The sequence below is a fragment of the Paraburkholderia domus genome, assembly GCF_905220705.1.
Classification (GTDB): Bacteria; Pseudomonadota; Gammaproteobacteria; order Burkholderiales; family Burkholderiaceae; genus Paraburkholderia; species Paraburkholderia domus.
The window spans coordinates 297,168-318,475 of record NZ_CAJNAT010000004.1; the positions used below are offsets into that span (position 1 = coordinate 297,168).

The 21,308-nt window shown below is 61.2% G+C and carries 19 protein-coding genes; 11 read left to right on the forward strand and 8 right to left on the reverse strand.

The window, feature by feature from the left end; genetic code table 11:
• Nucleotide 1: 1 nt before the first annotated feature.
• Complete coding sequence (locus KHO31_RS11565) at nt 2–1,357, reverse strand: epoxide hydrolase family protein (RefSeq protein ID WP_211623353.1); 1,356 nt, start codon at nt 1,355–1,357, stop codon at nt 2–4.
• Between the two features lie 10 nt (nt 1,358–1,367).
• Here KHO31_RS11565 and KHO31_RS11570 point away from each other — a divergent pair, with 10 nt between their 5' ends.
• A complete protein-coding gene (locus KHO31_RS11570) occupies nt 1,368–1,541 on the forward strand; it encodes a hypothetical protein (RefSeq protein ID WP_201074716.1) in 174 nt (57 codons plus the stop codon).
• Here the strand turns inward: KHO31_RS11570 and KHO31_RS11575 are convergent, their stop codons facing one another.
• A complete protein-coding gene (locus KHO31_RS11575; protein WP_201074718.1) occupies nt 1,542–1,778 on the reverse strand; it encodes a DUF4148 domain-containing protein in 237 nt (78 codons plus the stop codon). It lies immediately after the preceding gene.
• A gap of 209 nt (nt 1,779–1,987) precedes the next feature.
• Entirely contained in the window at nt 1,988–2,569 is a 582-nt protein-coding gene (locus KHO31_RS11580; protein WP_201074720.1) for a thioredoxin family protein, read from the reverse strand.
• 214 nt (nt 2,570–2,783) lie between these two features.
• On the opposite strand from KHO31_RS11580, the gene KHO31_RS11585 reads away from it, so the two are divergent.
• The 3 genes from KHO31_RS11585 (at nt 2,784) to KHO31_RS11595 (ending at nt 5,335) form a co-directional block, all read left to right on the forward strand.
• Complete coding sequence (locus KHO31_RS11585) at nt 2,784–3,155, forward strand: GFA family protein (RefSeq protein WP_201074820.1); 372 nt, start codon at nt 2,784–2,786, stop codon at nt 3,153–3,155.
• Between the two features lie 126 nt (nt 3,156–3,281).
• Nucleotides 3,282–4,022 carry a response regulator gene (locus tag KHO31_RS11590; protein WP_201074722.1) on the forward strand — a complete coding sequence of 247 codons (741 nt, stop codon included), beginning with the start codon at nt 3,282–3,284 and terminating at the stop codon, nt 4,020–4,022.
• Entirely contained in the window at nt 4,019–5,335 is a 1,317-nt protein-coding gene (locus KHO31_RS11595) for a sensor histidine kinase (protein ID WP_201074724.1), read from the forward strand. The genes KHO31_RS11590 and KHO31_RS11595 overlap by 4 nt, the downstream gene beginning before the upstream one ends.
• 108 nt (nt 5,336–5,443) lie before the next feature.
• Here the strand turns inward: KHO31_RS11595 and KHO31_RS11600 are convergent, their stop codons facing one another.
• From KHO31_RS11600 to KHO31_RS11610, 3 genes are all read right to left on the reverse strand, one after another.
• Nucleotides 5,444–6,709 (reverse strand): MFS transporter, encoded by a 1,266-nt coding sequence (locus KHO31_RS11600; protein WP_201085588.1) that lies wholly within the window; start codon nt 6,707–6,709, stop codon nt 5,444–5,446.
• Nucleotides 6,710–6,905: 196 nt separating this feature from the next.
• Nucleotides 6,906–7,832 (reverse strand): LysR family transcriptional regulator, encoded by a 927-nt coding sequence (locus KHO31_RS11605; protein WP_201074727.1) that lies wholly within the window; start codon nt 7,830–7,832, stop codon nt 6,906–6,908.
• A 6-nt stretch (nt 7,833–7,838) separates the two neighbouring features.
• Nucleotides 7,839–8,819 (reverse strand): LysR family transcriptional regulator, encoded by a 981-nt coding sequence (locus KHO31_RS11610; protein WP_201085587.1) that lies wholly within the window; start codon nt 8,817–8,819, stop codon nt 7,839–7,841.
• A gap of 158 nt (nt 8,820–8,977) precedes the next feature.
• Here KHO31_RS11610 and KHO31_RS11615 point away from each other — a divergent pair, with 158 nt between their 5' ends.
• Nucleotides 8,978–9,181 carry a tautomerase family protein gene (locus KHO31_RS11615; RefSeq protein WP_172164264.1) on the forward strand — a complete coding sequence of 68 codons (204 nt, stop codon included), beginning with the start codon at nt 8,978–8,980 and terminating at the stop codon, nt 9,179–9,181.
• A gap of 30 nt (nt 9,182–9,211) precedes the next feature.
• Nucleotides 9,212–10,288 (forward strand): NAD(P)H-dependent flavin oxidoreductase, encoded by a 1,077-nt coding sequence (locus tag KHO31_RS11620; protein ID WP_201108062.1) that lies wholly within the window; start codon nt 9,212–9,214, stop codon nt 10,286–10,288.
• A gap of 124 nt (nt 10,289–10,412) precedes the next feature.
• Here the strand turns inward: KHO31_RS11620 and KHO31_RS11625 are convergent, their stop codons facing one another.
• Entirely contained in the window at nt 10,413–11,522 is a 1,110-nt protein-coding gene (locus tag KHO31_RS11625; RefSeq protein WP_201074732.1) for a polyamine ABC transporter substrate-binding protein, read from the reverse strand.
• A 48-nt stretch (nt 11,523–11,570) separates the two neighbouring features.
• Complete coding sequence (locus KHO31_RS11630) at nt 11,571–12,698, reverse strand: DmpA family aminopeptidase (protein WP_201074733.1); 1,128 nt, start codon at nt 12,696–12,698, stop codon at nt 11,571–11,573.
• A gap of 155 nt (nt 12,699–12,853) precedes the next feature.
• Between KHO31_RS11630 and KHO31_RS11635 the strand changes: the two genes are divergently transcribed.
• From KHO31_RS11635 to KHO31_RS11655, 5 genes are all read left to right on the forward strand, one after another.
• Nucleotides 12,854–13,657, forward strand: a complete 804-nt coding sequence (locus KHO31_RS11635) for a helix-turn-helix transcriptional regulator (RefSeq protein ID WP_201074734.1) — start codon at nt 12,854–12,856, stop codon at nt 13,655–13,657.
• Between the two features lie 232 nt (nt 13,658–13,889).
• Nucleotides 13,890–15,800, forward strand: a complete 1,911-nt coding sequence (locus KHO31_RS11640; RefSeq protein ID WP_236071195.1) for a potassium transporter Kup — start codon at nt 13,890–13,892, stop codon at nt 15,798–15,800.
• Nucleotides 15,801–15,816: 16 nt separating this feature from the next.
• Complete coding sequence (locus KHO31_RS11645) at nt 15,817–17,373, forward strand: DUF2235 domain-containing protein (protein ID WP_201074735.1); 1,557 nt, start codon at nt 15,817–15,819, stop codon at nt 17,371–17,373.
• A 145-nt stretch (nt 17,374–17,518) separates the two neighbouring features.
• Nucleotides 17,519–19,288 carry an ABC transporter ATP-binding protein/permease gene (locus KHO31_RS11650; RefSeq protein WP_201074736.1) on the forward strand — a complete coding sequence of 590 codons (1,770 nt, stop codon included), beginning with the start codon at nt 17,519–17,521 and terminating at the stop codon, nt 19,286–19,288.
• 355 nt (nt 19,289–19,643) lie between these two features.
• Entirely contained in the window at nt 19,644–21,275 is a 1,632-nt protein-coding gene (locus tag KHO31_RS11655) for a ShlB/FhaC/HecB family hemolysin secretion/activation protein (protein WP_236061348.1), read from the forward strand.
• Nucleotides 21,276–21,308: the final 33 nt, after the last annotated feature.

Sequence of the window (21,308 nt, forward strand, 5' to 3'; positions counted from 1 at the left end):
GCTATTTGCGCAGCGGTCTCAAACCGGCGCGAACCTCTTCGGCAAACAATTGCGGCTGTTCCCATGCTGCAAAGTGGCCGCCTTTATCCAGCCTGTTGTAATAGATGAGGGTGTGATACGCCCGCTCCGTCCAACTCCGCGGGGCCTGATAGTTCTCGCGGGGAAAGACGCTCACGGCAGCCGGGACGGACACATCGGCGGCGGCCAGGAAGTTGAAGTGAGACTCCCAATAAAAGCGTGCGGCGGAAATTCCCGTGTTTGTCAGCCAGTAGAGTGTGATGTCGTCGAGGAGGTCGTTCCGTGTCAGGTCGCCTGCGGATTCTCCATTGACGGTGTGCCCGAACACGGCCGAGGTCAAGGCCGCCACCGGCTGAACATACCCGTCGCCGTGATCAAGAAGCCAACTCGCCAGTGCAACGGGTGAGTCCGCCAGTCCGTAGAGCGTTTGCGGGCGTGTCCCCATCTCCAGGGCATAGGCGCGTCGTTTCCTGGCCGCGCTGCTCAACTGCTCGTAAGCGTGCTTTTCGTCGTCCGATAGACCGGGTGGCGGCGGATCACCGGCTTGGAGCGCTTTTGCAATCTCGGGCGGCACAGTCGCAGGGAAGTTGACGTGGATGCCCAGCAATTCCGGTGGCGCCTGCTTACCCATCACATTCGCGACGATGCCACCAAGATCACCGCCTTGCGCCGCGAATTTCTCGTATCCAAGGCGCCTCATCAGGACGACCCACGCACGCGCGGTACGCTCCGGACCCCAACCGGTCGTGGTAGGTTTGCCAGAAAATCCGTAGCCGGGCAAAGACGGAATGACCAGATGAAAAGCATCCGACGCGTTCGCACCGTATGCCGTGGGATTCGTCAGCGGATCGATAATCTTCAACATCTCTATCACCGAACCAGGCCATCCGTGCGTGACGATCAGTGGCATCGCATTTTCATGTTTCGAACGAACGTGGATGAAATGAATGTCCAGCCCGTCGATCTCGGTCATGAACTGCGGCAGGGCGTTCAGTTTGGCCTCGCACTTGCGCCAGTCGTAATCAGTCGCCCAATGGCGCGCGAATTCCTGAATCATCGCGAGCGGCACACCCTGCGAGTCATCGGTGACCGTCTCCCGGTCTGGCCACCTCGTGGCTTTGATGCGTCTGCGTAAGTCGATCAGTTGCGATTCCGGCACATGCACACGAAGCGGACGAATAGCGGTCTTGTCGCCGCTGGCCGGTTGGGCAACTTCAGTAATCGCTTGATCTGTTTCCGCAAAAGCGAGCTGACTCAGCGAGCCTGCGGCAACGGTCGCCGCTGCCACACTGACAAAACGACGCCGAGACGGCGATTGGGGAAGAAGGGTGTCTGACATAGCATTTCCGATGGGTAAAGCGAGGTTCCCGATCAACGACAATGTGATCTCACGAGCCATTGAACGCGATACGCCCACGCCGAGCGTGCTCGGTGTGGGCGTAGTGGAACGTGCGAAGGATATCGAACCAAGAGGATTGCTTACCGTATGGGAAGCAGAGTTCAATCCGGCGGCGCTCAGATAATCAGCTGCCGCGATACAAGCTGCTGATCTGGGCGAGCTGACCATCCTGCTGAGCCTGCACCAGCTCGTGTCGGACCTCTGCGCGCGTCTTCTGCATTGCGCCAGTTTGGCTCGGGTTCCATTGCTGTATCTGCGCGGCGGCCGATTGGCCAGCGCTTGCTGCAGGCACTTCAGAGGCGTGAGCGAAGCCAGCCGTAGCGAATGCTGCGAATGCCAAAGCGATCATTGAGGTTTTCATGTCGTTCTCCGTGAACCAATAAATTAAAAGGAAGGCGCCGGGGTATCAGGAGCAAGGGCAGCAATTCGGTCAGGCTCTGAGAATCTGCTTGCGTCTTGCATCCGGCGTTGATGCATTAAAACGTGCCGACGTATCTGGCTTGTGTAGGGAAACCGGGTCAATTGCAATGTTCTGTATCACCTCGATGCCCAGATACATTGCGATACGAATCACGGGTTTTCCGCCAGCAAGGCCTTGATCTTCGCTTCGGTCTGTTCGTAGTCACCTTCGCCGAAGTGCGTGTAGACCACGTGCCCTTTCTTATCGACCAGATAAAACGCAGGCCAATACTGATTGTCGTAGGCGCGCCACGTTGCGTAGCTGTTGTCTTGCGCTACCGGGAACGTAATGTCGAAGTGCTTGATCGCCGTCTTGACGTTGTTCGTGCTGCGCTCGAAGGGATACTCGGGCGTGTGGACGCCGACCACCACGAGGCCCTGGTCCTTATATTTCTGATTCCAGGTCTTCACATAGGGCAGCACGTGGATACAGTTGATACACGTGTAGGTCCAGAAATCGACCAGCACGACCTTGCCCCGCAACTGCTGCATGGTCAGGGGATCGCTATTGAGCCATTTGTCGATGCCGGTGAATTCCGGCGCGGTCGCGCTGTTGTCGATCTGGCTTGCAACGGGACCTGCGGCAGCGCGAGCCGCAGGACTTGCAACGAGCGTTGCGATTGCGGCGGCGCCAGCGGCCACGGTTGCGGCGAACAGGGCGACAGAAGCGGTGGTTTTGAGCCGGGAGAGCATGTCAGAGTCCTTTAATGAAAGGGAAGATCCGGACGTCGTGTCGGGCATTCAAGTGGTTGGCATGACTGCATTTGAACGCCCGTTCGTATCTGGCTTGTGTCGCCGGGGCGGCCGGGTGCAATGTTTTGTGTCAGGCGAGCGCCCAGATACATTGCGATACAAAGCGTCGCGCGTACTGGGCTATAAAGCAGCCATTCCTACTTCGGAGCGCCACATGAATACCGAGCTGCTGCAAGGATCCTGTCATTGCGGGACCGTGAAATTTGAAGTCCGTACCGAGGTGGTCCCTGCCGCGCGGTGCAATTGCAGCCTGTGCCGGCGCAAGGGCGCGCTGATGACGCCGCCGTTCGCCGCTGGCGAACTGAAGATCCTGCAAGGTGAAGAAGCGCTGACGCTCTATCAGTTCAATACGCGCACGGCGAAGCACTACTTCTGCAAGCATTGCGGCATTTATCCGTTCCACCAGACGCGTAAAGATCCGCAGCTCTGGCGCGTCAACATCGGTTGCCTGGAGGGCGTCGACCCGTATACGCTGGAGGCCAGTGTTGCCAATGGCGCCAGCCTGTCCGTCGTGGAGGACGCATGAGACGGTTCATGGCGATTCTCGCCTTCCTGGCAGGCGGATTGGCAGCGGAACTGGCGCATCCCGTGCACTGTTCGCTGGTCAACGTGAACCGGGTGCGAGTCAATCGTCGAAGGGATTGATCCATTGATGGAAAACACCGACCACGTGCTGATCGTCGACGACGATCGGGGTATCCGTGAATTGCTTGCCACCTATCTCGAGAAGAACGGCATGCGCGTTTCGCTGGCCGCCAACGGCCGCCAGATGCGTACTGTCCTCGAGCAGGGTGCGCCCGATCTGATCGTGCTTGACCTGATGCTGCCCGGCGAAGACGGTCTCGTGCTGTGCCGGGAGCTGCGTGCCGGCAAGTTCCGCACGGTGCCAGTATTGATGCTGACCGCCCGCAGCGAAGAGGCGGATCGCATTGTCGGGCTGGAGATGGGCGCCGACGACTACCTGTCCAAACCGTTTGCGGTGCGCGAACTGCTGGCGCGCATCCGCTCCGTGTTGCGCCGCGCCCGGATGCTGCCGCCCGGCATGCAGGTGACGGAGACCGCGCCGATGATCGGCTTCGGCGACTGGCGCCTCGATACCACCGCGCGCCATCTGCTCGACGCCGAGGGCACCATGGTGGCCTTGAGCGGCGCGGAGTACCGCTTGCTGCGCGTATTCCTCGATCATCCGCAGCGCGTGCTCACGCGGGATCAATTGCTCAATCTGACCCAGGGCCGCCAGGCCGATCCGTTCGACCGCTCGATCGATCTGCTGGTCAGCCGTTTGCGGCAGCGCCTGCAGGATGTTGCGCGCGAGCCGCGTTACATCAAGACGCTGCGCAGCGAAGGCTATGTATTTTCGGCGGCCGTGATCATGATCGAAGGCAGTCCATGAAGCTGAATGCATTACTGCATTGGCCGCGCACGCTGTTCGCGCGGCTCGCCCTGATTCTCTTTGTCAGTCTTGCGCTGGTGCAGACGCTGTCGGTCTGGCTCACCATGACGGAACGGGACCAGACGATGACGAACGTGATGATGGGTTACATCGCACGCGAGGTCACCAGCTCCGTCGCGCTGCTCGATCACTTGCCCGCTAACGAGCGCGCGGAATGGCTGCCCAGGCTGGCAAGGCGCACCTATACCTTTAGTCTGGGACCCGGCGTTGCCGGCGCGCCTCCGGATGCGACGCTCTCGGCGAGGGTGGCTCAATCTATCGCAGACGGCATCGGCAAGCGCTATCCGCTAACGGCCAATGCTGTCCCTGGCGACCCGGACCGCCTGCAGGTCCATCTGCAGTTGAGTGACGGCACACCGCTGACGATCGACTACCGCCCCATGCCGGGCGCGCCGCTGTCGCCATGGTTGTCATGGTTGCTGGTGCTGCAGTTGGTGGTGCTGGCCGCATGCTGCTGGGTAGCCGTACGGCTGGCGACGCGTCCACTGAGCCAGTTGGCGCGAGCGGCCGATACGCTGGGCCCTGACCTGAAGGCAGAGCGTCTGCCCGAGGACGGACCGGACGAAGTGGCGCGCGCGGCGCGGGCGTTCAACGCCATGCAGGACCGCATCAGGTTGTACATGACCGAGCGCTTGCAGATCCTCGCGGCGATTTCGCACGACCTGCAAACGCCGATCACCCGCATGCGTTTGCGCGTGGACGTGATGGACGACAGCCCACAGGGAGCCAAGCTGCAGCAGGACCTGCAGGAAATGGAAACGATGGTCAAGGAAGGCGTCACGTACGCGCGCACCATGCACGGTGCTAGTGAGGCGCCGCTGCGCATCGATCCGGATGCGCTGTTCGACAGCCTCGTGTTCGACTATGTCGATGCGGGCAAGGACGTTTCGCTGCATGGTCGAATCGACACTGCACTGGTGACGCGTCCTCAGGCGTTGCGCCGGATCGTCGGCAATCTCGTCGACAACGCGCTGAAGTTCGGTGGGACGGCCGAGATCAAGGTTGCCTCGCGGGACGGGTACATAACCGTCTCAGTGCTGGATCGCGGGCCGGGTATTCCGGCTGAGTCGCTGGAAGCGGTGTTTGAACCGTTTTATCGGCTGGAAGGATCGCGCAATCGGGGAACGGGCGGTACGGGGCTGGGCCTCGCGATTGCGCGGCAGCTTGCTTTGGCGATGGACGCGGCCCTGTCGTTGCACAACCGGCCCGATGGCGGCCTGGAAGCCAGGCTTTTGTTGAAGGGCGTCAGCTAGATTACAACGGTGCAGGTACGGGTAAGAGATCGACGTCAATATAGCTGTGGCGCCGGCGCTATCCTCATCGTGTCGCGAGGGCGCCGACGCTTCGCTAGTCGAAAACCATCAAGCTTGCATTGGCCGATTGCGCACAACCAGGCCGAGCACGGCACACGCCATCAACAACGAGCCGGTGACGAAGAACACAGCGTGCAGACCGAGATGGACGCCGATCAATCCACCGAGCAACGGTCCGATAACCTGACCGGCGAATTGCGCCGACTGAAGATATCCGAGCATCGTTCCCGACTGGTGTTCACTGGCCGCATGCCGGACCAGTTTCGCAATCGACGGCAGCAGGCCAGCCAGCGTCATGCCCATCAACCCACGCAGGAGCGCCAGTTGCCACCACTGTGTGACGAACGCTTGCGGCACCATGACGAGTCCGGTCAACACGAGGCAACCGATAATCACGTTCCAACTGCCGATCCGGTCCGCGAGTGCGCCAAGCCGCGCCGCAGTCAGCATGCTGCCGAACGCCGAGCACGCCATCACGATGCCGGCGGTGCGGGCCAGGTGGTCGGTCGGCACATTGAGGTGCGCGATATACACGGTGATGATCGGCTCGATCGACATGTTGGCGAGCAGCACCATCATTGCGGTGAGCAACAGCGCGATCATCACGGTGCGGTTGGCCAGCTTCGGCGCCGTGCCGCTGGTTGAAGCACGTGCTTTGGTATCGGACTCGGGGTGAAAATCTTCCCGTACGAACAGGACCGTCAGCAACGCGGCGACCGCGATCATGGCACCGCCGGCGAAGAAGGTACTGCGAATGCTGATCAACGAGGGCAGCAGTCCACCGACCAGCGGACCCGCGAGACTGCCGGCCAGCGAGCCGGTCGACAGGATGCCGAGCGCCCACCCCGCACGCTCGCGCGGCGCCTGGGTGCCGATCATGACAATCGACGCCGATGCATATCCACCGATCAATCCGGCCAGCAGTCGCAACACGACCAACTCGGTCACGTTGTGCGCCATGCCGATCAAGGACATCACAATCGCCATGCCGACCGCTGCTCTCACGAGCATGGGCTTGCGTCCATAACGATCGGCGAGACGCCCCCAGAGCGGCGCCGTGACGGCCGTGCCGAGAAAGGTGGCGCCGAACGCCACGCCTGACCACTGCACGATCGCGGCCTGCGAAGTCACACCGAGTTGCTGCACATAGAGCGGCAGAAATGGCAGCAACATGCTCAGACTGACGAGCGTGGTAAATGAGCCGAACACGCAAATGAAAAGATTGCGGCGCCAGTAGAGGGTATTTCGTGTGGCGTAACTGGTGGCGTTCATGAACCCAACCCCATGGGGCGCCACATTGGCTGGCTGATTCATAACGCCCCCTGCGATTCGGCACGCATCCGCGCGCCGGCGATGAGCACCACTTTCCGTTCCGAGTCCATTGCCTGCTCCATACGTTTGGCGCCGCAGCCAGATTTGGCCGTAGCCGTCACCGATGGAAACCAGTTTAGATATGAACGCGCGGCGAGAGAATCGCCGCCGCTCGGCAGACATTCTTCCGCGTTGCGGTTTAATCCGCGTCGGTAATCGCTTTGAGGGCGCTGAAATGGGCGCGCAGACGCGGAATCGCGAAGTCGACGAAGGCCCGGACTTTCGGTACCGCGAGACGGCCTTGCGGCGTAAGCAGGTGAACGGGGAGCGGCGCCTGCTCATAGCCGGTCAGCACGATCTTCAATGAAGCTTCGCGGACCTGTTCGGCGACGTGATACGAAAACAGCCGCGTGACGCCGTACCCGTCAACGGCGGAGGCCACCGCGCCTTGCACGCTGTTGACGATCAGCCGTGGCGTGAAATGCACCGTTTGCGGCGCGGCCGAATTATTCGACGACGGAAAACTCCATGAATCGACGCCGAAATGCGTCATCGAAATGATCCGGTGGTGGGCGAGATCGGCGGGTTCCTTGAGACGCGGATGGTTGGCGAGATAGCACGGCGCGGCGGCAATCACCCGGCGTACTTCGCCGACTGGCATCGCGATCAGCGTCGAGTCGGCCAGGTGGGCAATGCGCAGCGCGACGTCGATTCCTTCGTCGATCAGGTTGGCGGGGCGGTCGAGCAGGTAGAGACGTGCGGTGACATCCGGATACAGATCCACGAATTCGTCGAGCAGCGGACGCAGAAAGTCCTGACCGGCGGCCACAGGCGCCGTTAGTGTCAGTGTGCCGCGCGGCGCCGCCCGTTCGCCGGCAATCGTCAGATCAGCTTCGTCGAGATCGGTCAGGATTTGCCGGCACGAGGCGGCGTAGCGTTCGCCGGCTTCGCTCAGCTTGATCGTGCGGGTTGTGCGGTGCAGTAGCGCCATACCGACATGTGCTTCGAGAAATGCAATGGCGCGGCTCACGGCGGCAGGCGAACGGCCGAGCCGCCGGCCTGCCGCGGCAAGGCTGCCCTCGTCGAGGGCGGCGACGAACACCTTCATCGCGTCGATTCGATCCATTGTCGTTCAGGCGCCAGGGAGGGACGAGGCGAACTCATCGCGTGGAGCGGAGCCGAGCGTCTCGACGAGAAAGTCGACGAAGCGTCGCACCCGCAACGACAGATGGCGTTTGTGCGGGTACAGCAGCACGAACGGCCGCGAGGCGCCGCCGAGCTCCGGCAACACTTCCACCAGACCGCCTCTCGCCAGGTCCTGTTCAACCACAAAACGATACGTCTGGAACAGCCCTGCGCCGCTGCGCGCCAAGGTCACGCCGCCGAGCACATCGCCCGCGCTCGAATAGCCGCCGTCGGTGTAAAGCTCCCGCACATCCGCTCCGTGTTTGAACAGCCAGGGAATCTTGCGGCCACTGCTTGGCAGGTCGAACTGGATGCAATCGTGGCGCGCGAGGTCGTCCAGCGACGCTGGCATTCCGGCTCGCGACAGGTAAGCGCGGCTGGCCACCACAACCAGTTCCGCGTCTTCGAGCTTGCGGGCGATCAGATTCGATTCGCCCGGCGCGCTTCCGCGAATGGCCAGATCGAAGCCTTCCTCGGCGAAGTCGATGTTGCGATTGCTGATGTGCACCTCGACCCGCACCTGCGGATGCCGTTCGCGGAAGGCCGGCAGGATGGGCAGCACGCGATAGTGCGCATAGGGAGTCGGCATGCTGATGCGCAACACGCCGGCCGCCTCGGACTGCTGGCCGGTCGCTTCGCGCTCGGCGTCGACGAGTTGTCCGAGCGCCTCGCGGCATCGCTCGTAGTACGTCCTGCCCGCGTCGGTCAGCCGGATACGGCGCGTGGTTCTGACGAAGAGCCGCACCTCCATGCGCTCCTCGAGCCGCGACACCGAACGGCTCACCGCCGCGGGCGTGACGCCGGCAGCGGTGGCGGCGTCCGTAAAGCTCTCCAGTTCCGCCGCGAGACAGAACAGTTCGATGCTGCCGAGCATCACGTCGTCGAACTGGCGCTTGTTGGTTCGTTCGATGATTCGCGGGCTATTCATTACGTGATGTATCAAATGAATTCGACATGGGCGCATTTATCAACGTGAGTGGCATAAGTATAGTCAGTTGCATGAGAGCTGGACAGACATCGCGACTGCCTGCGGTGCCCGCCGGTGGTAACCCCCGTCGAACTTGGGACAACTGAAAGGAGTGCAGCATGCCCTACATCAATATTCAGGTGACGCGTGAAGGCGTCACGCGCGAGCAGAAGGCCGAGTTGATCAAGGGCGCCACCGATCTCGTTGTGCGCGTATTGCACAAGGATCCCGCGGCCACTTTTGTCGTGATTGAGGAAATCGATACGGACAATTGGGGCTGGGGGGGCGAATCGACCACCGACATTCGCGCACGGCAACGCTGAGCGCGTCGCGATTTTCATGGGGCTAAGGACATGAAAGACTCTCCAAATCTGCTCGCCCGCTTGGGCGTCGCCTTGCCGATCATCCAGGCGCCGATGGCGGGTGTGGGTACGCCGGCCCTCGCTGCGGCGGTATCGAACGCGGGCGCATTGGGCTCGCTCGGTGTCGGTGCGATGAACGCGCAAAGCGCGCGGGCGGCGATCCACGAACTACGCGCGTTGACCAGCAAGCCGTTTAACGTCAATGTGTTCGTCCATGCGCCGGCCGTTGCCGATCCCATTCGGGAGGCGCGTTGGCTCGACTATCTGGCGCCGCACTTCGCGCGCTTCGGTGCTAAACCACCCACGGCGCTGAGCGAGATCTATACGAGTTTTGTCGAAGACGACGCGATGCTCGCGATGTTGATCGACGAGCGTCCGGCCGTGGTCAGCTTTCACTTCGGCTTGCCGTCGGCCGCAAAAATCGCGGCGTTGCGCGAAGCCGGGATCATGTTGCTGGCGAGTGCCACCAGCCTTGACGAAGCCGCTCAGATCCATGCAGCAGGACTGGACGGCGTCGTTGCGCAGGGTGCCGAGGCAGGTGGTCATCGGGGCAATTTCGACCCGTCGGCGCCGGACGAATTGCTTGGCACGATGGCGCTTGTGCGGCGGTTCGTTCGCGAGATTCCGCTGCCGGTGATCGCGGCTGGCGGCATCATGGATGGCGCGGGCATCGCGGCTGCGTTGGCGCTGGGCGCGCAGGCAGTGCAACTCGGCACTGCATTCGTCGCATCGCCCGAATCGGCTGCCGACGCAGCGTATCGGGCCGCACTGCTGAGTCCCGATAGCCGCACGACGTTCATCAGCGCGATTTCTGGACGTGCGGCGCGCGGCATCAAAAACCGCTTAAGTGAGCTGGGTGACGATCCAGGGCGCCCCGCGCTGCCTGACTATCCCATTGCTTATGACGCCGGCAAGGCGCTGCATGCGGCCGCGAAAGTGCAGGGGAGCGCCGCCTATGCTGCTCAATGGGCAGGGCAGGCCGTGCGGCTTTCGCGCGCGATGCCGGCGGCGGAACTGGTTGAGACGCTGGTTCGCGAGGTCCGTGAGGCGCAAACTGGAACAATTTAGGTGAACACTAGAATCCAGGCGATGGCAGCCGCTGACCGCTTCCGTCCACAAAGCGGAAGTTGCAAGCGGACTGCCACCCGGCTCATTGTTCAACGCTGGCGCGATGTGCCGATCAGTTTCGCCGTTACCGCCCGGACTTGAGTTGTGTCCACAGCCTGTTTTCAAGGCGCAGGATATCGGCCGGCAACGGCAATGACAGTGTGAGCGATTTCATCTTTTCACCGCGGGGGTAGACCGCTTCATTGTCGAGGATGGCCGGCTTCACGAAAGTACGTGCAGCAGCGTTAGCGTTGGGATAGAAAACCTGATTGGTGATCGCCGCGCTAACCTTAGGCTGAAGGATGTAATTAATCCATTGCATCGCCGCTTCCGGGTGAGGCGCGTCTTTGGGCACACCCATCAGATCGAACCACAGCACGCCATCGCCTTTTGGAATGACGTAGCGAATCTCGTAGGAGCGGTGAGCCTCTTCGGCACGCCGCTTCGCGATCCCGACGTCGCCCGACCACGCGAGCGCGATGCAGACATCGTTATTGGCCAGGTCGTTGATGTAGCCGGAAGAATTGAACTGGGTGATGTACGGGCGAATCGTTTTGAACAGCTTGTACACGGCCTGATAATCGGCGGGGTTGGTGCTATTGGGATCCTTATGCAGGTAGATCAGCCCAACCGAAAATGCGTCTTCTGGGGAGTCGAGCACGGAAACACCGCAGGTTTTCAGCTTCGATACGTATTGCTGATCGAACAGCAGATCCCAGCTATCGTAGGGTGCATCCTTGCCTAATATCTGCGTCACTTTCGTGACGTTGTAGCCGATGCCGTCCGTTCCCCATGACCATGGCACGGTGTATTGATTGCCCGGATCGGCTGATGCCAGCATCTTCATGAGCACCGGGTCCAAGTTAGCCAGGTTCGGAATCTTGCTCTTGTCGAGTTTCCGATAGACGCCCGCTTCAATCTGCTTGCCGGCATAGCTCGACGATGGCACTACCACGTCATAGCCCGATGACCCGCTTAGCAACTTTGCCTGCAAGGTGTCGTCGCCGTCATAGACGTCGTAGCGCGTGTGAATGCCGGTTTCCTTTTCGAAGCCTGACACGGTGTCGTCGGCGATATTGTCCGACCAGTTGTAGACGTTCAGTTCTTCGGCTTTAGCATGGTTTGTCGTTATAGCCAGCATCCCCGCTGTTGCGAGGAGTCCAGTGACGACAGTGATGAGATGTCGGGATGTCATAGTGACCTTTCGGTTTTAATGAAGGAACTCATGCAAGGGAAAGAAGCGTCAGTCAGCGGACGGGCAGGTGGCGTGATCTGCTTCGCGGCGCCAGCCAACCTGCTCCAGTGCTGTCAGCAGTCGGGCTGCACCGAGCGCGGGAACATGAACGCCTTGGCCATCCATATCGTCAGCAGCAACAAGGGCGTTGAGAATGGCCTCTTCGACCGCTTCGGCAGCCGCGACGAATAGCGGAGAGATGAAATCCTGACTGACGCTGCGCACGCTGATGACAGGTTCGATCGCTTTACCGTAGTTCGCCGGCGGTATGCCGCGGTTGCCGACCGAGAAGGCGATGAAGATGTCGCCACTGGAATATTCGGTGCCGCCCCCCACACGGGCCAATCCGATGCTCGCGCGTCGTGCAATCTGCTCGCACTGATGCGGAAGAAGCGGCGCGTCGGTCGCAAGCGTCACCACGATCGATCCCATTCCGGGGACGCCCGTCTGACGCCGGTCGAATGGCGACGGCAGATTCCGCAGCACCTCGCCAACCGGGTAGCCCGCCACACGCAGTGCGTCGCGACGGCCGTAGTTAGCCTGGACCAGCGCGCCGACGGTCCAGCCGCCGTCCTCTGGTGCGAGTCTGCGCGAGGCGGTTCCGATGCCGCCTTTGAATTCGTGACAAATCATGCCGGTACCGCCGCCAACCGACCCCTCGGCCACCGGTCCACTGGAGGCCTGGGCCTGCGCTTCGTGGACATGCGCCGCAGTGACATGCTGCCCCCAGATGTCGTTCAGCACCCCATCGAAGGTTTCCAGCACTACCGGCATGCACCAGTACTGGCTATTGCCGACCCACGCGCGTTCGGCGGCGACCAGTGCATCACGAACCACGCCGACGCTGTGCGTGTTGGTGTAGGCAATCGGCGTGGTTAGCAAGCCGGCTTCGCGGATCCATTCCAGGCCGGTGGCATCGCCGTTTCCGTTGAGCACATGACAGCCGGCAAAACATGGATCGAACCGTGCGATGCCGGCGCGCGGCTCGATGATCGTCACGCCGGTTCGAATCGAACCTTCTGCGCGGTTTTCGACCAGGGTACGATGACCGACTCTTACGCCTTGCACGTCGGTGATGCTGTTAAATGGACCGGGCGTGCCGTGGCCGACTCGAACGCCGATGTCTCTGATACCCATACTTTTCTCCTGTGTTGCTTGCTGCGAGCAAGCCTGCCGTCGCGCATGCGTCGGGGTACTGAGATGGTAGGGTGGGGAGAGGCAGGTGAAAATCAGGCCGAAGGGCTAGAACGATCGTGCGACCTACCCTCTTAGGGGTAGTGGGGGAAACTGACATGCAGCTTGAAGTAGCGGACGTTGCATTTCATCAGCGGCTTGGACGCCTGGTCGAAAAACTCGACGACAAACAGTTCTGGCATGCGCTGATCGACCTGTTGCGCAAAGTGGTCCACTTTGACAACTGGGTGGTGGTGATCTTCTGGCCCAACGGGAAACCCCAGTTGATTGCGGAGATCCAGGCGCGCACGCCGCAGGACGAACTGTTCAAAGGGTATTTGAACAGCGTCTACTTGCTGGACCCTTTCTATCAATTCAGCCTGGGCGCGATCAGCCCGGGCGTGTATTGCCTCGACGAAGTGGCGCCCGACCACTTCCGGGAGACCGAATATTTTCGCCGTTATTTCTCGGTGAACGTGCTGGAAGATGAGGTGCAGTTGTTGGCCCCGCTGCCCGCCGGCGGAACGCTGTCTGTGTCGATGGGCAGTGAACGCCGCTTTAGCTCGACTGAAATCGGGACCCTCTGTCTTTACGGCGCATGGTTACTCCCGTTGATGTGCCATGCGCTGTCCGCACAGACCGCTGCGCTACCCCCGCCGGTGAGTGCGGCCGCAGGAGGCGACCGGCGCCTTCACTTCGAACAGGCGTTGCGCAAGCGCTCCAATGCGTCGCTGACCAACCGCGAAATTGAAATTGCGCTGATGATTCTTGCCGGTCATTCGACAAAAAATATGGCAAGGCTACTCGGCGTGTCACCTGCCACTGCTAAGGTTCACCGGCGCAATCTTTACAAGAAGCTGGATATCTCGTCTCAGGCGACGCTGTTTCTGCTGATCATGGACGAAGAACCGGAAGCAAGCTGAGGCGAAGCGGTGCTGACGATGAATCTCGGCGATGAACGGCCTCATTCCCCGCCTATCCGTTTCCGTACCAGGAGCGCTCGCGCCCTTTCTTCTGTACGCTGTCGCCGTGGGCTGGCCGCTGATCAGCCCATTGCGGGAAAACCAGCATAAGCAGACGGCCGCCCGGCGCTTGCGGGCGGGCGGCGCACCGTTCGCTGGCGCAGGGGCCCCGCCCACTGAGAAGGAGCCAGTCATGGAATCGTCTTCAGGCCCGCAAGTGGGCGCCCAGGAAACCAGCCACGCGTCGATGCCCAAGCTGGCGCTGGCCGCCATCGGCATCGTGTTCGGCGACATCGGCACCAGTCCGCTCTACACCATGAGCACGGTATTCGACTCGGGTCACGGGCTGGTGCTCAACCGCCTCAATGTGCTGGGCGTCGTGTCGCTCATCATCTGGTCGCTGATCATCGTGGTGTCGTTGAAATACGTGACGCTGATCATGCGCGCCCACAACCACGGCGAGGGCGGCATCATGGCGCTGCTGGCGCTGGCCTCAAGTTCGGTGATGGACCGGCCCCGCCTGCGCAACGGGCTGCTGCTCGCCGGTGTGTTCGGTGCGGCGCTGTTTTACGGTGACGGCGTCATCACGCCCGCCATCTCGGTGCTCAGCGCGGTTGAAGGGCTGCAAGTAGCGGAGCCGCAGCTCAAGCCCTTCGTGGTGACGATCGCGCTGGTCGTGCTGATCGGCTTGTTCCTGGCGCAGCGGCACGGCACGGCGGGCATCGGTGCGGTGTTCGGGCCGGTGATGGTGGTATGGTTCGGCGTGATTGCGGTGGTCGGGCTGTTCAACATCGGTCGCGCGCCGGGCATCCTGGCCGCGTTCGACCCGTTCGTGGGCCTCGAATTCCTGATTCGTAACGGCTGGGGGGCCTTTGTCTCGCTCGGTGCGGTGGTGCTGGCGCTGACCGGCGCCGAGGCGCTGTATGCCGATATGGGTCACTTCGGCGCGCCGCCGATCCGCCTGTCGTGGTTCGCACTCGTGCTACCCGCGCTGGCGCTCAACTACCTGGGCCAGGGCGCGCTGCTGTTGTCGGACCCCAAGACCGTGGACAACCCCTTCTTCCACCTCTTCCCGTCGGTGGCGCTGTTCCCGATGGTGGTGCTGGCTACAGTGGCGACAGTGATCGCGTCGCAGGCGGTGATCAGCGGCGCGTTTTCCATGACCAAGCAGGCCATGCAACTGGGCTTCATGCCGCGCATGGGCATCGTCTATACCTCCGAACGCGAGGTCGGCCAGATTTACGTGCCCGCCATCAACTGGCTGCTGCTGATCGCGGTGGTGGCGGCGGTGCTGGGCTTCGGTTCCTCGACGGCGCTGGGGTCGGCCTACGGCATCGCGGTGACGGGCACCATGATGATCACCACCTTCCTGACGTTCTACGTGGTGCGCTACGCCTGGCACTACAACTGGTGGCTGTGCGTGCTGGCCACCGGCTTCTTCTTCATCATCGACTTCACGTTCTTCGCGGCCAACCTGCTCAAGTTCGTGGATGGCGGATGGTTCCCGCTGCTGTTGGGCGCGATCATGTTCACCATCATGTCGACCTGGCACCGCGGCCGTGAGCTGATGGTCGAAGAGGCCAGCGTCCATGCCGGCGCGCTGCCGCTGGCCAAATACCTGGACAGCCTGTTCGCGAAGGAAACGATACGCGTGCCCGGCACTGCCGCGTTCCTGACCATCGACCCCAACACCGTGCCGCACGCGCTGGTCAACAACCTGGCGCACAACCACGTGCTGCATGAGCGTGTGCTGTTCGTGCACGTGACCAACCGGGATGTGCCCTATGTGCCGCGCGAGCAACGCGTGGCGATCACGCCGCTGGGCCACAACTGCCACAGCATCGTCGTGACCTACGGCTTCAAGGACGTGGCCAGCCTGCCACAAGCGCTGCGTGACTGCGAGCCGAAGGGCCTGGTGGTCGATCCGGCGCAGGTGTCCTATTTCCTCAGTCATGCCACCGTGGTGGCGACGGGCGGCAAGGGCATGCCGGTGTGGCGCGAACGCGTGTTCAGCGTGATGGCGCACAATATCGGCAACCCCGCGGCCTATTTCAAGCTGAACTCAAACCGCGTGATCGAACTGGGCTCGCGCGTCGAAATATGAGGTAGAACCTGCAAACATGAAGAGACTTTTCGTTTGCTGTGACGGCACATGGAACTCGGATAGCGACGAGTTTCAGGGGGTGCCCGTTCCAACCAATGTCGTTCGTTTTTTCAACGCGTTGAGTGAGCACGGCGACGATGGCGTCGAGCAGCTCCGGTACTATCACGCCGGCGTTGGCGCTAACGAAGGCTGGCTTCGCCGCCTCATAGATGGCGCGATAGGATTAGGCCTCTCGCGAGACATTCGAACCGCGTACAAGTGGCTGTCCGACCACTACGAAGAAGATTCTGAAATCTTTGTGATTGGCTTCTCTCGTGGGGCGTTCACGGCTCGAAGCCTGGTGGGCATGCTTCATCATTGCGGACTTCCTCACGAGGCAACCTGGGCGCTGGTAAAGCAGGCATGGAACCTGTACCGGCTTGACCCAAAAGTACCGGAAAACCTCATCCGGCAGGAACGGTTCCGCATTGAGAATGGCAAACCGCCTCCCGTTCGCTTTCTGGGGGTGTGGGAGACGGTGGGTGCGCTCGGAATCCCCGAAATTGTGAACTTGTTCGGCCTCGGGAGACAGCGCTTCGAATTTCATGACACGACGCTTTCGCCAGAAGTTGAACGTGCGGCACACGGCCTTGCAATCGACGAGCAGCGGAACAACTTTTTGCCAACGTTGTGGACGGACGAGGATGGCTGCGACCCGGCACGCGTGACGCAAGTGTGGTTTCCTGGCGTGCACGCTGACGTTGGGGGCGGCTACAAGGAGACCGGGCTTTCTGATGCCACACTCAAGTGGATGATTGGCGAGGCCGCGCAATACGGTGCGGTGTTCGAATCAGAAATGTTGAACCAGATAGCCAATGCGGGCCCGTTGTCGCCGTCTGCGGTACATGGCGTCCTCCACAACTCACTCACTGGCTTCTACAGGAAAATCGGATTTCGTCCTCGATCCTTTCCGTATCTCGTGAAGAGTTCACGAAGGTGTTCTGAATCGATATCGGATCTGGCATTGGCACGGCAGGCTAGTCCGCCCATCTTTCAGGCGCCCTATCGACCGAATATAGACCCTGCGGCCGCGGTCCAGGTGCGGGTTTTCGCCAGCCCGTTGTGGAATTGGACAGGTATTTTCATGAAGGAGGGCGTGCGCTACCGGTTCAAGGTGCCTGAGGGCCAAACGTGGCTGGATGGGGACAGCGCATCGGGCGCGGAGGGCACGCCAGGTAACTGGGCGCAACGTCTGTTTGCGTGGCCCAAGCGGGTCAGGGGGGCGAACTGGTTCGAACTCTGCGGTGCAATCTCCTATCCAGGGCAACCGGGCGAGGCGGCGGTGCCACCTCAACCCTTCTACTTCAGAATTGGTAGAGAGGTGGAGATCAAGGCTCCGTATTCGGGTTACCTGTACTGTTTTGCCAACGATGCCACCTGGGCGTATTGGAACAACCAAGGGAGTCTGCGGGTTGAAATTAAAGAATCAGACGGCTTGCCAACTGGCAAGGGGGCGGCATACGCGCCTTCAGACGAGGACCTGACTGCGCCTGCGACAGCACCCGGCGGTTCTGGACAAGGTCAACCGTCATGACGCGTCAGGCAGTTCGTCAGGCATCGGCGACTTTGCGTCTGTGACGACTGGCTCGCATACGCTGCCGCAAGACAGCCGTACGTGCGCGAATCGGATAATTACTCCGTGCACTTGGTCCGCATTCACTGCGCGTTAAGGGGCGCTCATGAGCAACCTATCTTCCGCCCCTGCATCCGGGCAAGCAGACCGTGTCACAGCCTGGAGCCTGATCAGACCGTACTGGGTTTCCGAAGAACGCAGAACCGCGTGGGGCCTGCTGATCACGATCATCGTCATGGACCTCCTTCTGGTCGGCATCAACGCCCGCTTGAACACGTGGAACCGCGATTTCTACAACGCGCTGGAAGGCAGGAACGTCCGCGAATTCCCGCAACTGATGCTGTTTTTCAGCGCGCTCGCGTTCGCGTTCGTCGGGATCTCCGTCTATAACCGCTATCTGCGCCAGATGCTTGGCTTCCGATGGCGCCAGTGGCTGACCACGCGCTATATGCAGGAGTGGCTGGGCGACGGCACCTTCTATCGCATCGAGCGCGACCGCCTCACCGACAACCCTGACCAGCGGATCGCCGTCGACCTCGAGTCATTTGCCAACACCACACTTTCGCTCACACTCGACCTGCTGTCGACGCTCGAAACACTCATCTGGTTCTCGACAGTCCTATGGAGCACGGCGGGCGCGCTGGCAGTCATGATTGGCGGCACGCCCGTCCAGATTCCTGGCTACATGCTCTGGGCAGCCATCGTCTATGCGATTGCCGGCTCACTCCTGACAAACAAGGTCGGTCATCCGCTTGTGTCGATCAACTACCAGTTGCAGCGCGTCGAGGCGGATTTCCGGTTCGGCCTGATCCGGCTGCGCGAAAACGCCGAGCAGATTGCGTTCTACGACGGTATGCGGACCGAGGAATCGACCGCCCAGGACCTGTTCGGCCGGATTCGTGAAAACTGGTGGCGCGTGATGAAGTACACGCGGCGCTACAGCTTCGTGCTCAATTTCTACGGTCAGATCGCCGACATCTTTCCGATCGTCGTGGCATCGCCCCGTTATTTCGCAGGATTGCTTAGTTTCGGCACGCTGATGCAAATCGCCGACGCCTTCGGTTCGGTTAGCGAATCGCTTTCGTGGTTCATCAACAATTACGACACGCTCGTCCAATGGCGCGCAACGGTCAACCGTCTGCGCGAGTTCAAACGCGTCATGCAGCACCCTCATCTGAAGGAGTCCGTGTCGCCCGCAACCGAGCATGGCGGCATCAATCTGCACTACGTCGACGAGAGCCAGCTCAGCACGCACAAGCTCACGCTTGCGCTGCCCAACGGCGAGACGCTCACGAGCGTGCGAGATATCGTCGTCAAACCCGGTTCGCGATGGCTCGTGCGCGGGCCGTCCGGATCGGGCAAGAGCACGCTATTGCGCGCGCTGGCTGGCCTCTGGCCGTTCGGAGAAGGGTCCATCGACGCCCCTGTGAACGCGCGCATGATGTTCATCCCGCAGCAGAGCTACCTGCCGGTTGGCACCTTGAAGGCGGGGCTCACTTACCCCGCAGCGGCCACCGACTTCAGCGACGAGGAATGTTGCGAGGCGCTGCGTGTGTGCCGGCTCGAAGGCTATGTTGACCGGTTGCACGAATCTCACCAATGGTGGCGCATTCTTTCTCCGGGAGAGCAGCAGCGGCTAGCGGTTGCACGCGTGCTGATGCATAAGCCTGACTACGTGTTTCTCGACGAAGCCACGAGTGCGCTCGACACTGAGAACGAAGCGCATCTGTATCGACTGCTGACCGAACGATTGCCGAAAGGGGCGATTGTCAGTGTCACGCACCGCAAGCCGCTTGCGCAGTTCCACCAGGAGACCCTCGATATTGCGCGTGCGGGCGAGCACGCAGTCGCCTATACCCGGCCGCCGTCGACGTGAGCGCTTGATCACAAAGACGGCGTCGCAATTTCTTTCACACTCCTGACAAGTTCGGCAGCGCCGCGCACGCGGGAATGAATTCCACCCCGAAATTGCCTCATCGCCATGAGCTACCACTGGCGACACCTTCTGAATCAGACGTAGTTTATTTGGGTCATTCGCTATCAAGTAGCGCTGTACATTGCCGATAACAAGGGTGAGCGAGCGTTACGAGAATGCAGCAGCAACGCATAGCAAGGACGGTACGTAGCGAACGCGCCGGAAAGGGGGGCTCCTATAACAGTTCGAGACGATGGTTGCCATGAAACGACTGGCATCCGGTTATCGTCCGGAAAAGAGACGGACAGAAAGAATAATGAAGCGACGTCTGATTCAATGCCTGTCGGGGATGGCATTGATAGCTGCAGCCGCAAGTGCATTTGCCGACGACGGCTTCACTATCGCGCGCTTCGATGTGGAGGGGAACAGCCTGCTGCCGGCCGACGAGGTGCAACGCCTGTTGCAACCGATGAGCGGACCACACCGCGTCTATGGCGATATCCAGCACGCGCTCGAGGCGCTGGAAAATGCCTACCGCAAAGCGGGTTACACGGCAGTGCAGGTCTATGTGCCCGAGCAGGAGCTGACCAGCGGCGTCGTCAGGATCCAGGTGACCGAAAACCGGATCGGCAAGATCACCGTCACCGGCAATAAGCACTTCAGCGAAAAGAATGTCCTCGCCGGGCTGCCGCGACTCCAGAGCGGCCAGTCGCCGAACCTGCGCGCAATCTCCGAGGCGGTGCAACTGAGCAACGACAACCCGGCCAAGCAGGTCGGTGTGACGCTGGAGAGCGGCAACGAACCCGGCACGGTCGACGCCGAAGTCAAAGTGGTGGACGAGAATCCGTTGCATATCTTCGCGACGGTCGATAACACCGGCGCGACCTCCACCGGCCGCTGGCGCACCGGCGTCGCTATTCAGGACGCCAATCTGTTCAACCGCGATCAGGTCGGCACGCTGGCGTACACGACATCCCCCGACAGCCCGAGCGGCGTGAGGGTTAACGTCTATTCCGTCGGCTATCGGATTCCGCTGTACAGCCTCGGCGATAGCCTTGATTTCTTCTACGGCAAGTCCGACATCAACACGCCAAGCGCGTCGCCGACGCTCGGCGGCCTGCTCGGCTTCACCGGCAAGGGCGACATCTACGGTTTCCGCTGGAACCACTTCTTCACCCGCCGTGGCGAGACCACCAGCAAGCTCATATTCGGCGTCGACTACAAGAAAATCGATTCGACCTGCAACGTCAATGGCGTCGGGATCAGCACTGCGGGACCGACGCCGCCCGTCGCGTCCTGCGTGCCCTACGCAACGATGCCGCTCAGCCTGACGTATAGCAGCCAGACGCTTGGCGTCGGGCAAAGCATCGATTACGACATCGGCATCTCGCGCAACGTGGCGACCGGCACGGAATACACCAACACCGACGGCCGCACCGATCACTATTCGTACCTGACGCCCGGCAGCCGCGATACGGTCGACGGCTTCATGATCCTGCACGCTGACGCATCGATCCTCAGGAGTTTCGGCAATGACTGGCAGTGGCGTGTCGCCAGCTCCGCGCAAGCCGCGAGAAACCCGTTGGTGTCGTCGGAACAGTTCGGCCTGGTTGGCATATACGCTGTGCGCGGCTTCACCGAGCGCGCGGTAGTCGCCGATAGCGGCGTGTTCGTCAATGCCGAGATCTACACGCCGCAACTTGTCAGCAAAGGCAACCTGCGCCTGCTGGCTTTCTTCGACTTCGGGTATGGCCACAACAGTAACGTCGGCAGCAGCGGCCTTCCGGCGAACCTGAACGTATCGAGCCTTGGCCTCGGCGCGCGTTACGTCCTGGGCCGCAACGTCAACATCAGGCTAGACGTCGCGCGAGTCGGCGCCGCCGGCAATTCACTCACCGAGAAGAGCGGGGACTTCCACGCCGATGTCGCCGCGAGCATAGGCTTCTGATATGACAAGTCGAGATCAATCGAATCGGCCGCG

What these genes read in the sequence shown, in the direction of transcription:
- KHO31_RS11565 (WP_211623353.1), bottom strand. Translation starts at nt 1,357, where the DNA reads ATGTCAGACACCCTTCTTCCCCAATCGCCGTCTCGGCGTCGTTTTGTC.
- KHO31_RS11570 (WP_201074716.1), top strand. Translation starts at nt 1,368, where the DNA reads ATGGGTAAAGCGAGGTTCCCGATCAACGACAATGTGATCTCACGAGCC.
- KHO31_RS11575 (WP_201074718.1), bottom strand. Translation starts at nt 1,778, where the DNA reads ATGAAAACCTCAATGATCGCTTTGGCATTCGCAGCATTCGCTACGGCT.
- KHO31_RS11580 (WP_201074720.1), bottom strand. Translation starts at nt 2,569, where the DNA reads ATGCTCTCCCGGCTCAAAACCACCGCTTCTGTCGCCCTGTTCGCCGCA.
- KHO31_RS11585 (WP_201074820.1), top strand. Translation starts at nt 2,784, where the DNA reads ATGAATACCGAGCTGCTGCAAGGATCCTGTCATTGCGGGACCGTGAAA.
- KHO31_RS11590 (WP_201074722.1), top strand. Translation starts at nt 3,282, where the DNA reads ATGGAAAACACCGACCACGTGCTGATCGTCGACGACGATCGGGGTATC.
- KHO31_RS11595 (WP_201074724.1), top strand. Translation starts at nt 4,019, where the DNA reads ATGAAGCTGAATGCATTACTGCATTGGCCGCGCACGCTGTTCGCGCGG.
- KHO31_RS11600 (WP_201085588.1), bottom strand. Translation starts at nt 6,709, where the DNA reads ATGAATCAGCCAGCCAATGTGGCGCCCCATGGGGTTGGGTTCATGAAC.
- KHO31_RS11605 (WP_201074727.1), bottom strand. Translation starts at nt 7,832, where the DNA reads ATGGATCGAATCGACGCGATGAAGGTGTTCGTCGCCGCCCTCGACGAG.
- KHO31_RS11610 (WP_201085587.1), bottom strand. Translation starts at nt 8,819, where the DNA reads ATGAATAGCCCGCGAATCATCGAACGAACCAACAAGCGCCAGTTCGAC.
- KHO31_RS11615 (WP_172164264.1), top strand. Translation starts at nt 8,978, where the DNA reads ATGCCCTACATCAATATTCAGGTGACGCGTGAAGGCGTCACGCGCGAG.
- KHO31_RS11620 (WP_201108062.1), top strand. Translation starts at nt 9,212, where the DNA reads ATGAAAGACTCTCCAAATCTGCTCGCCCGCTTGGGCGTCGCCTTGCCG.
- KHO31_RS11625 (WP_201074732.1), bottom strand. Translation starts at nt 11,522, where the DNA reads ATGACATCCCGACATCTCATCACTGTCGTCACTGGACTCCTCGCAACA.
- KHO31_RS11630 (WP_201074733.1), bottom strand. Translation starts at nt 12,698, where the DNA reads ATGGGTATCAGAGACATCGGCGTTCGAGTCGGCCACGGCACGCCCGGT.
- KHO31_RS11635 (WP_201074734.1), top strand. Translation starts at nt 12,854, where the DNA reads ATGCAGCTTGAAGTAGCGGACGTTGCATTTCATCAGCGGCTTGGACGC.
- KHO31_RS11640 (WP_236071195.1), top strand. Translation starts at nt 13,890, where the DNA reads ATGGAATCGTCTTCAGGCCCGCAAGTGGGCGCCCAGGAAACCAGCCAC.
- KHO31_RS11645 (WP_201074735.1), top strand. Translation starts at nt 15,817, where the DNA reads ATGAAGAGACTTTTCGTTTGCTGTGACGGCACATGGAACTCGGATAGC.
- KHO31_RS11650 (WP_201074736.1), top strand. Translation starts at nt 17,519, where the DNA reads ATGAGCAACCTATCTTCCGCCCCTGCATCCGGGCAAGCAGACCGTGTC.
- KHO31_RS11655 (WP_236061348.1), top strand. Translation starts at nt 19,644, where the DNA reads ATGAAGCGACGTCTGATTCAATGCCTGTCGGGGATGGCATTGATAGCT.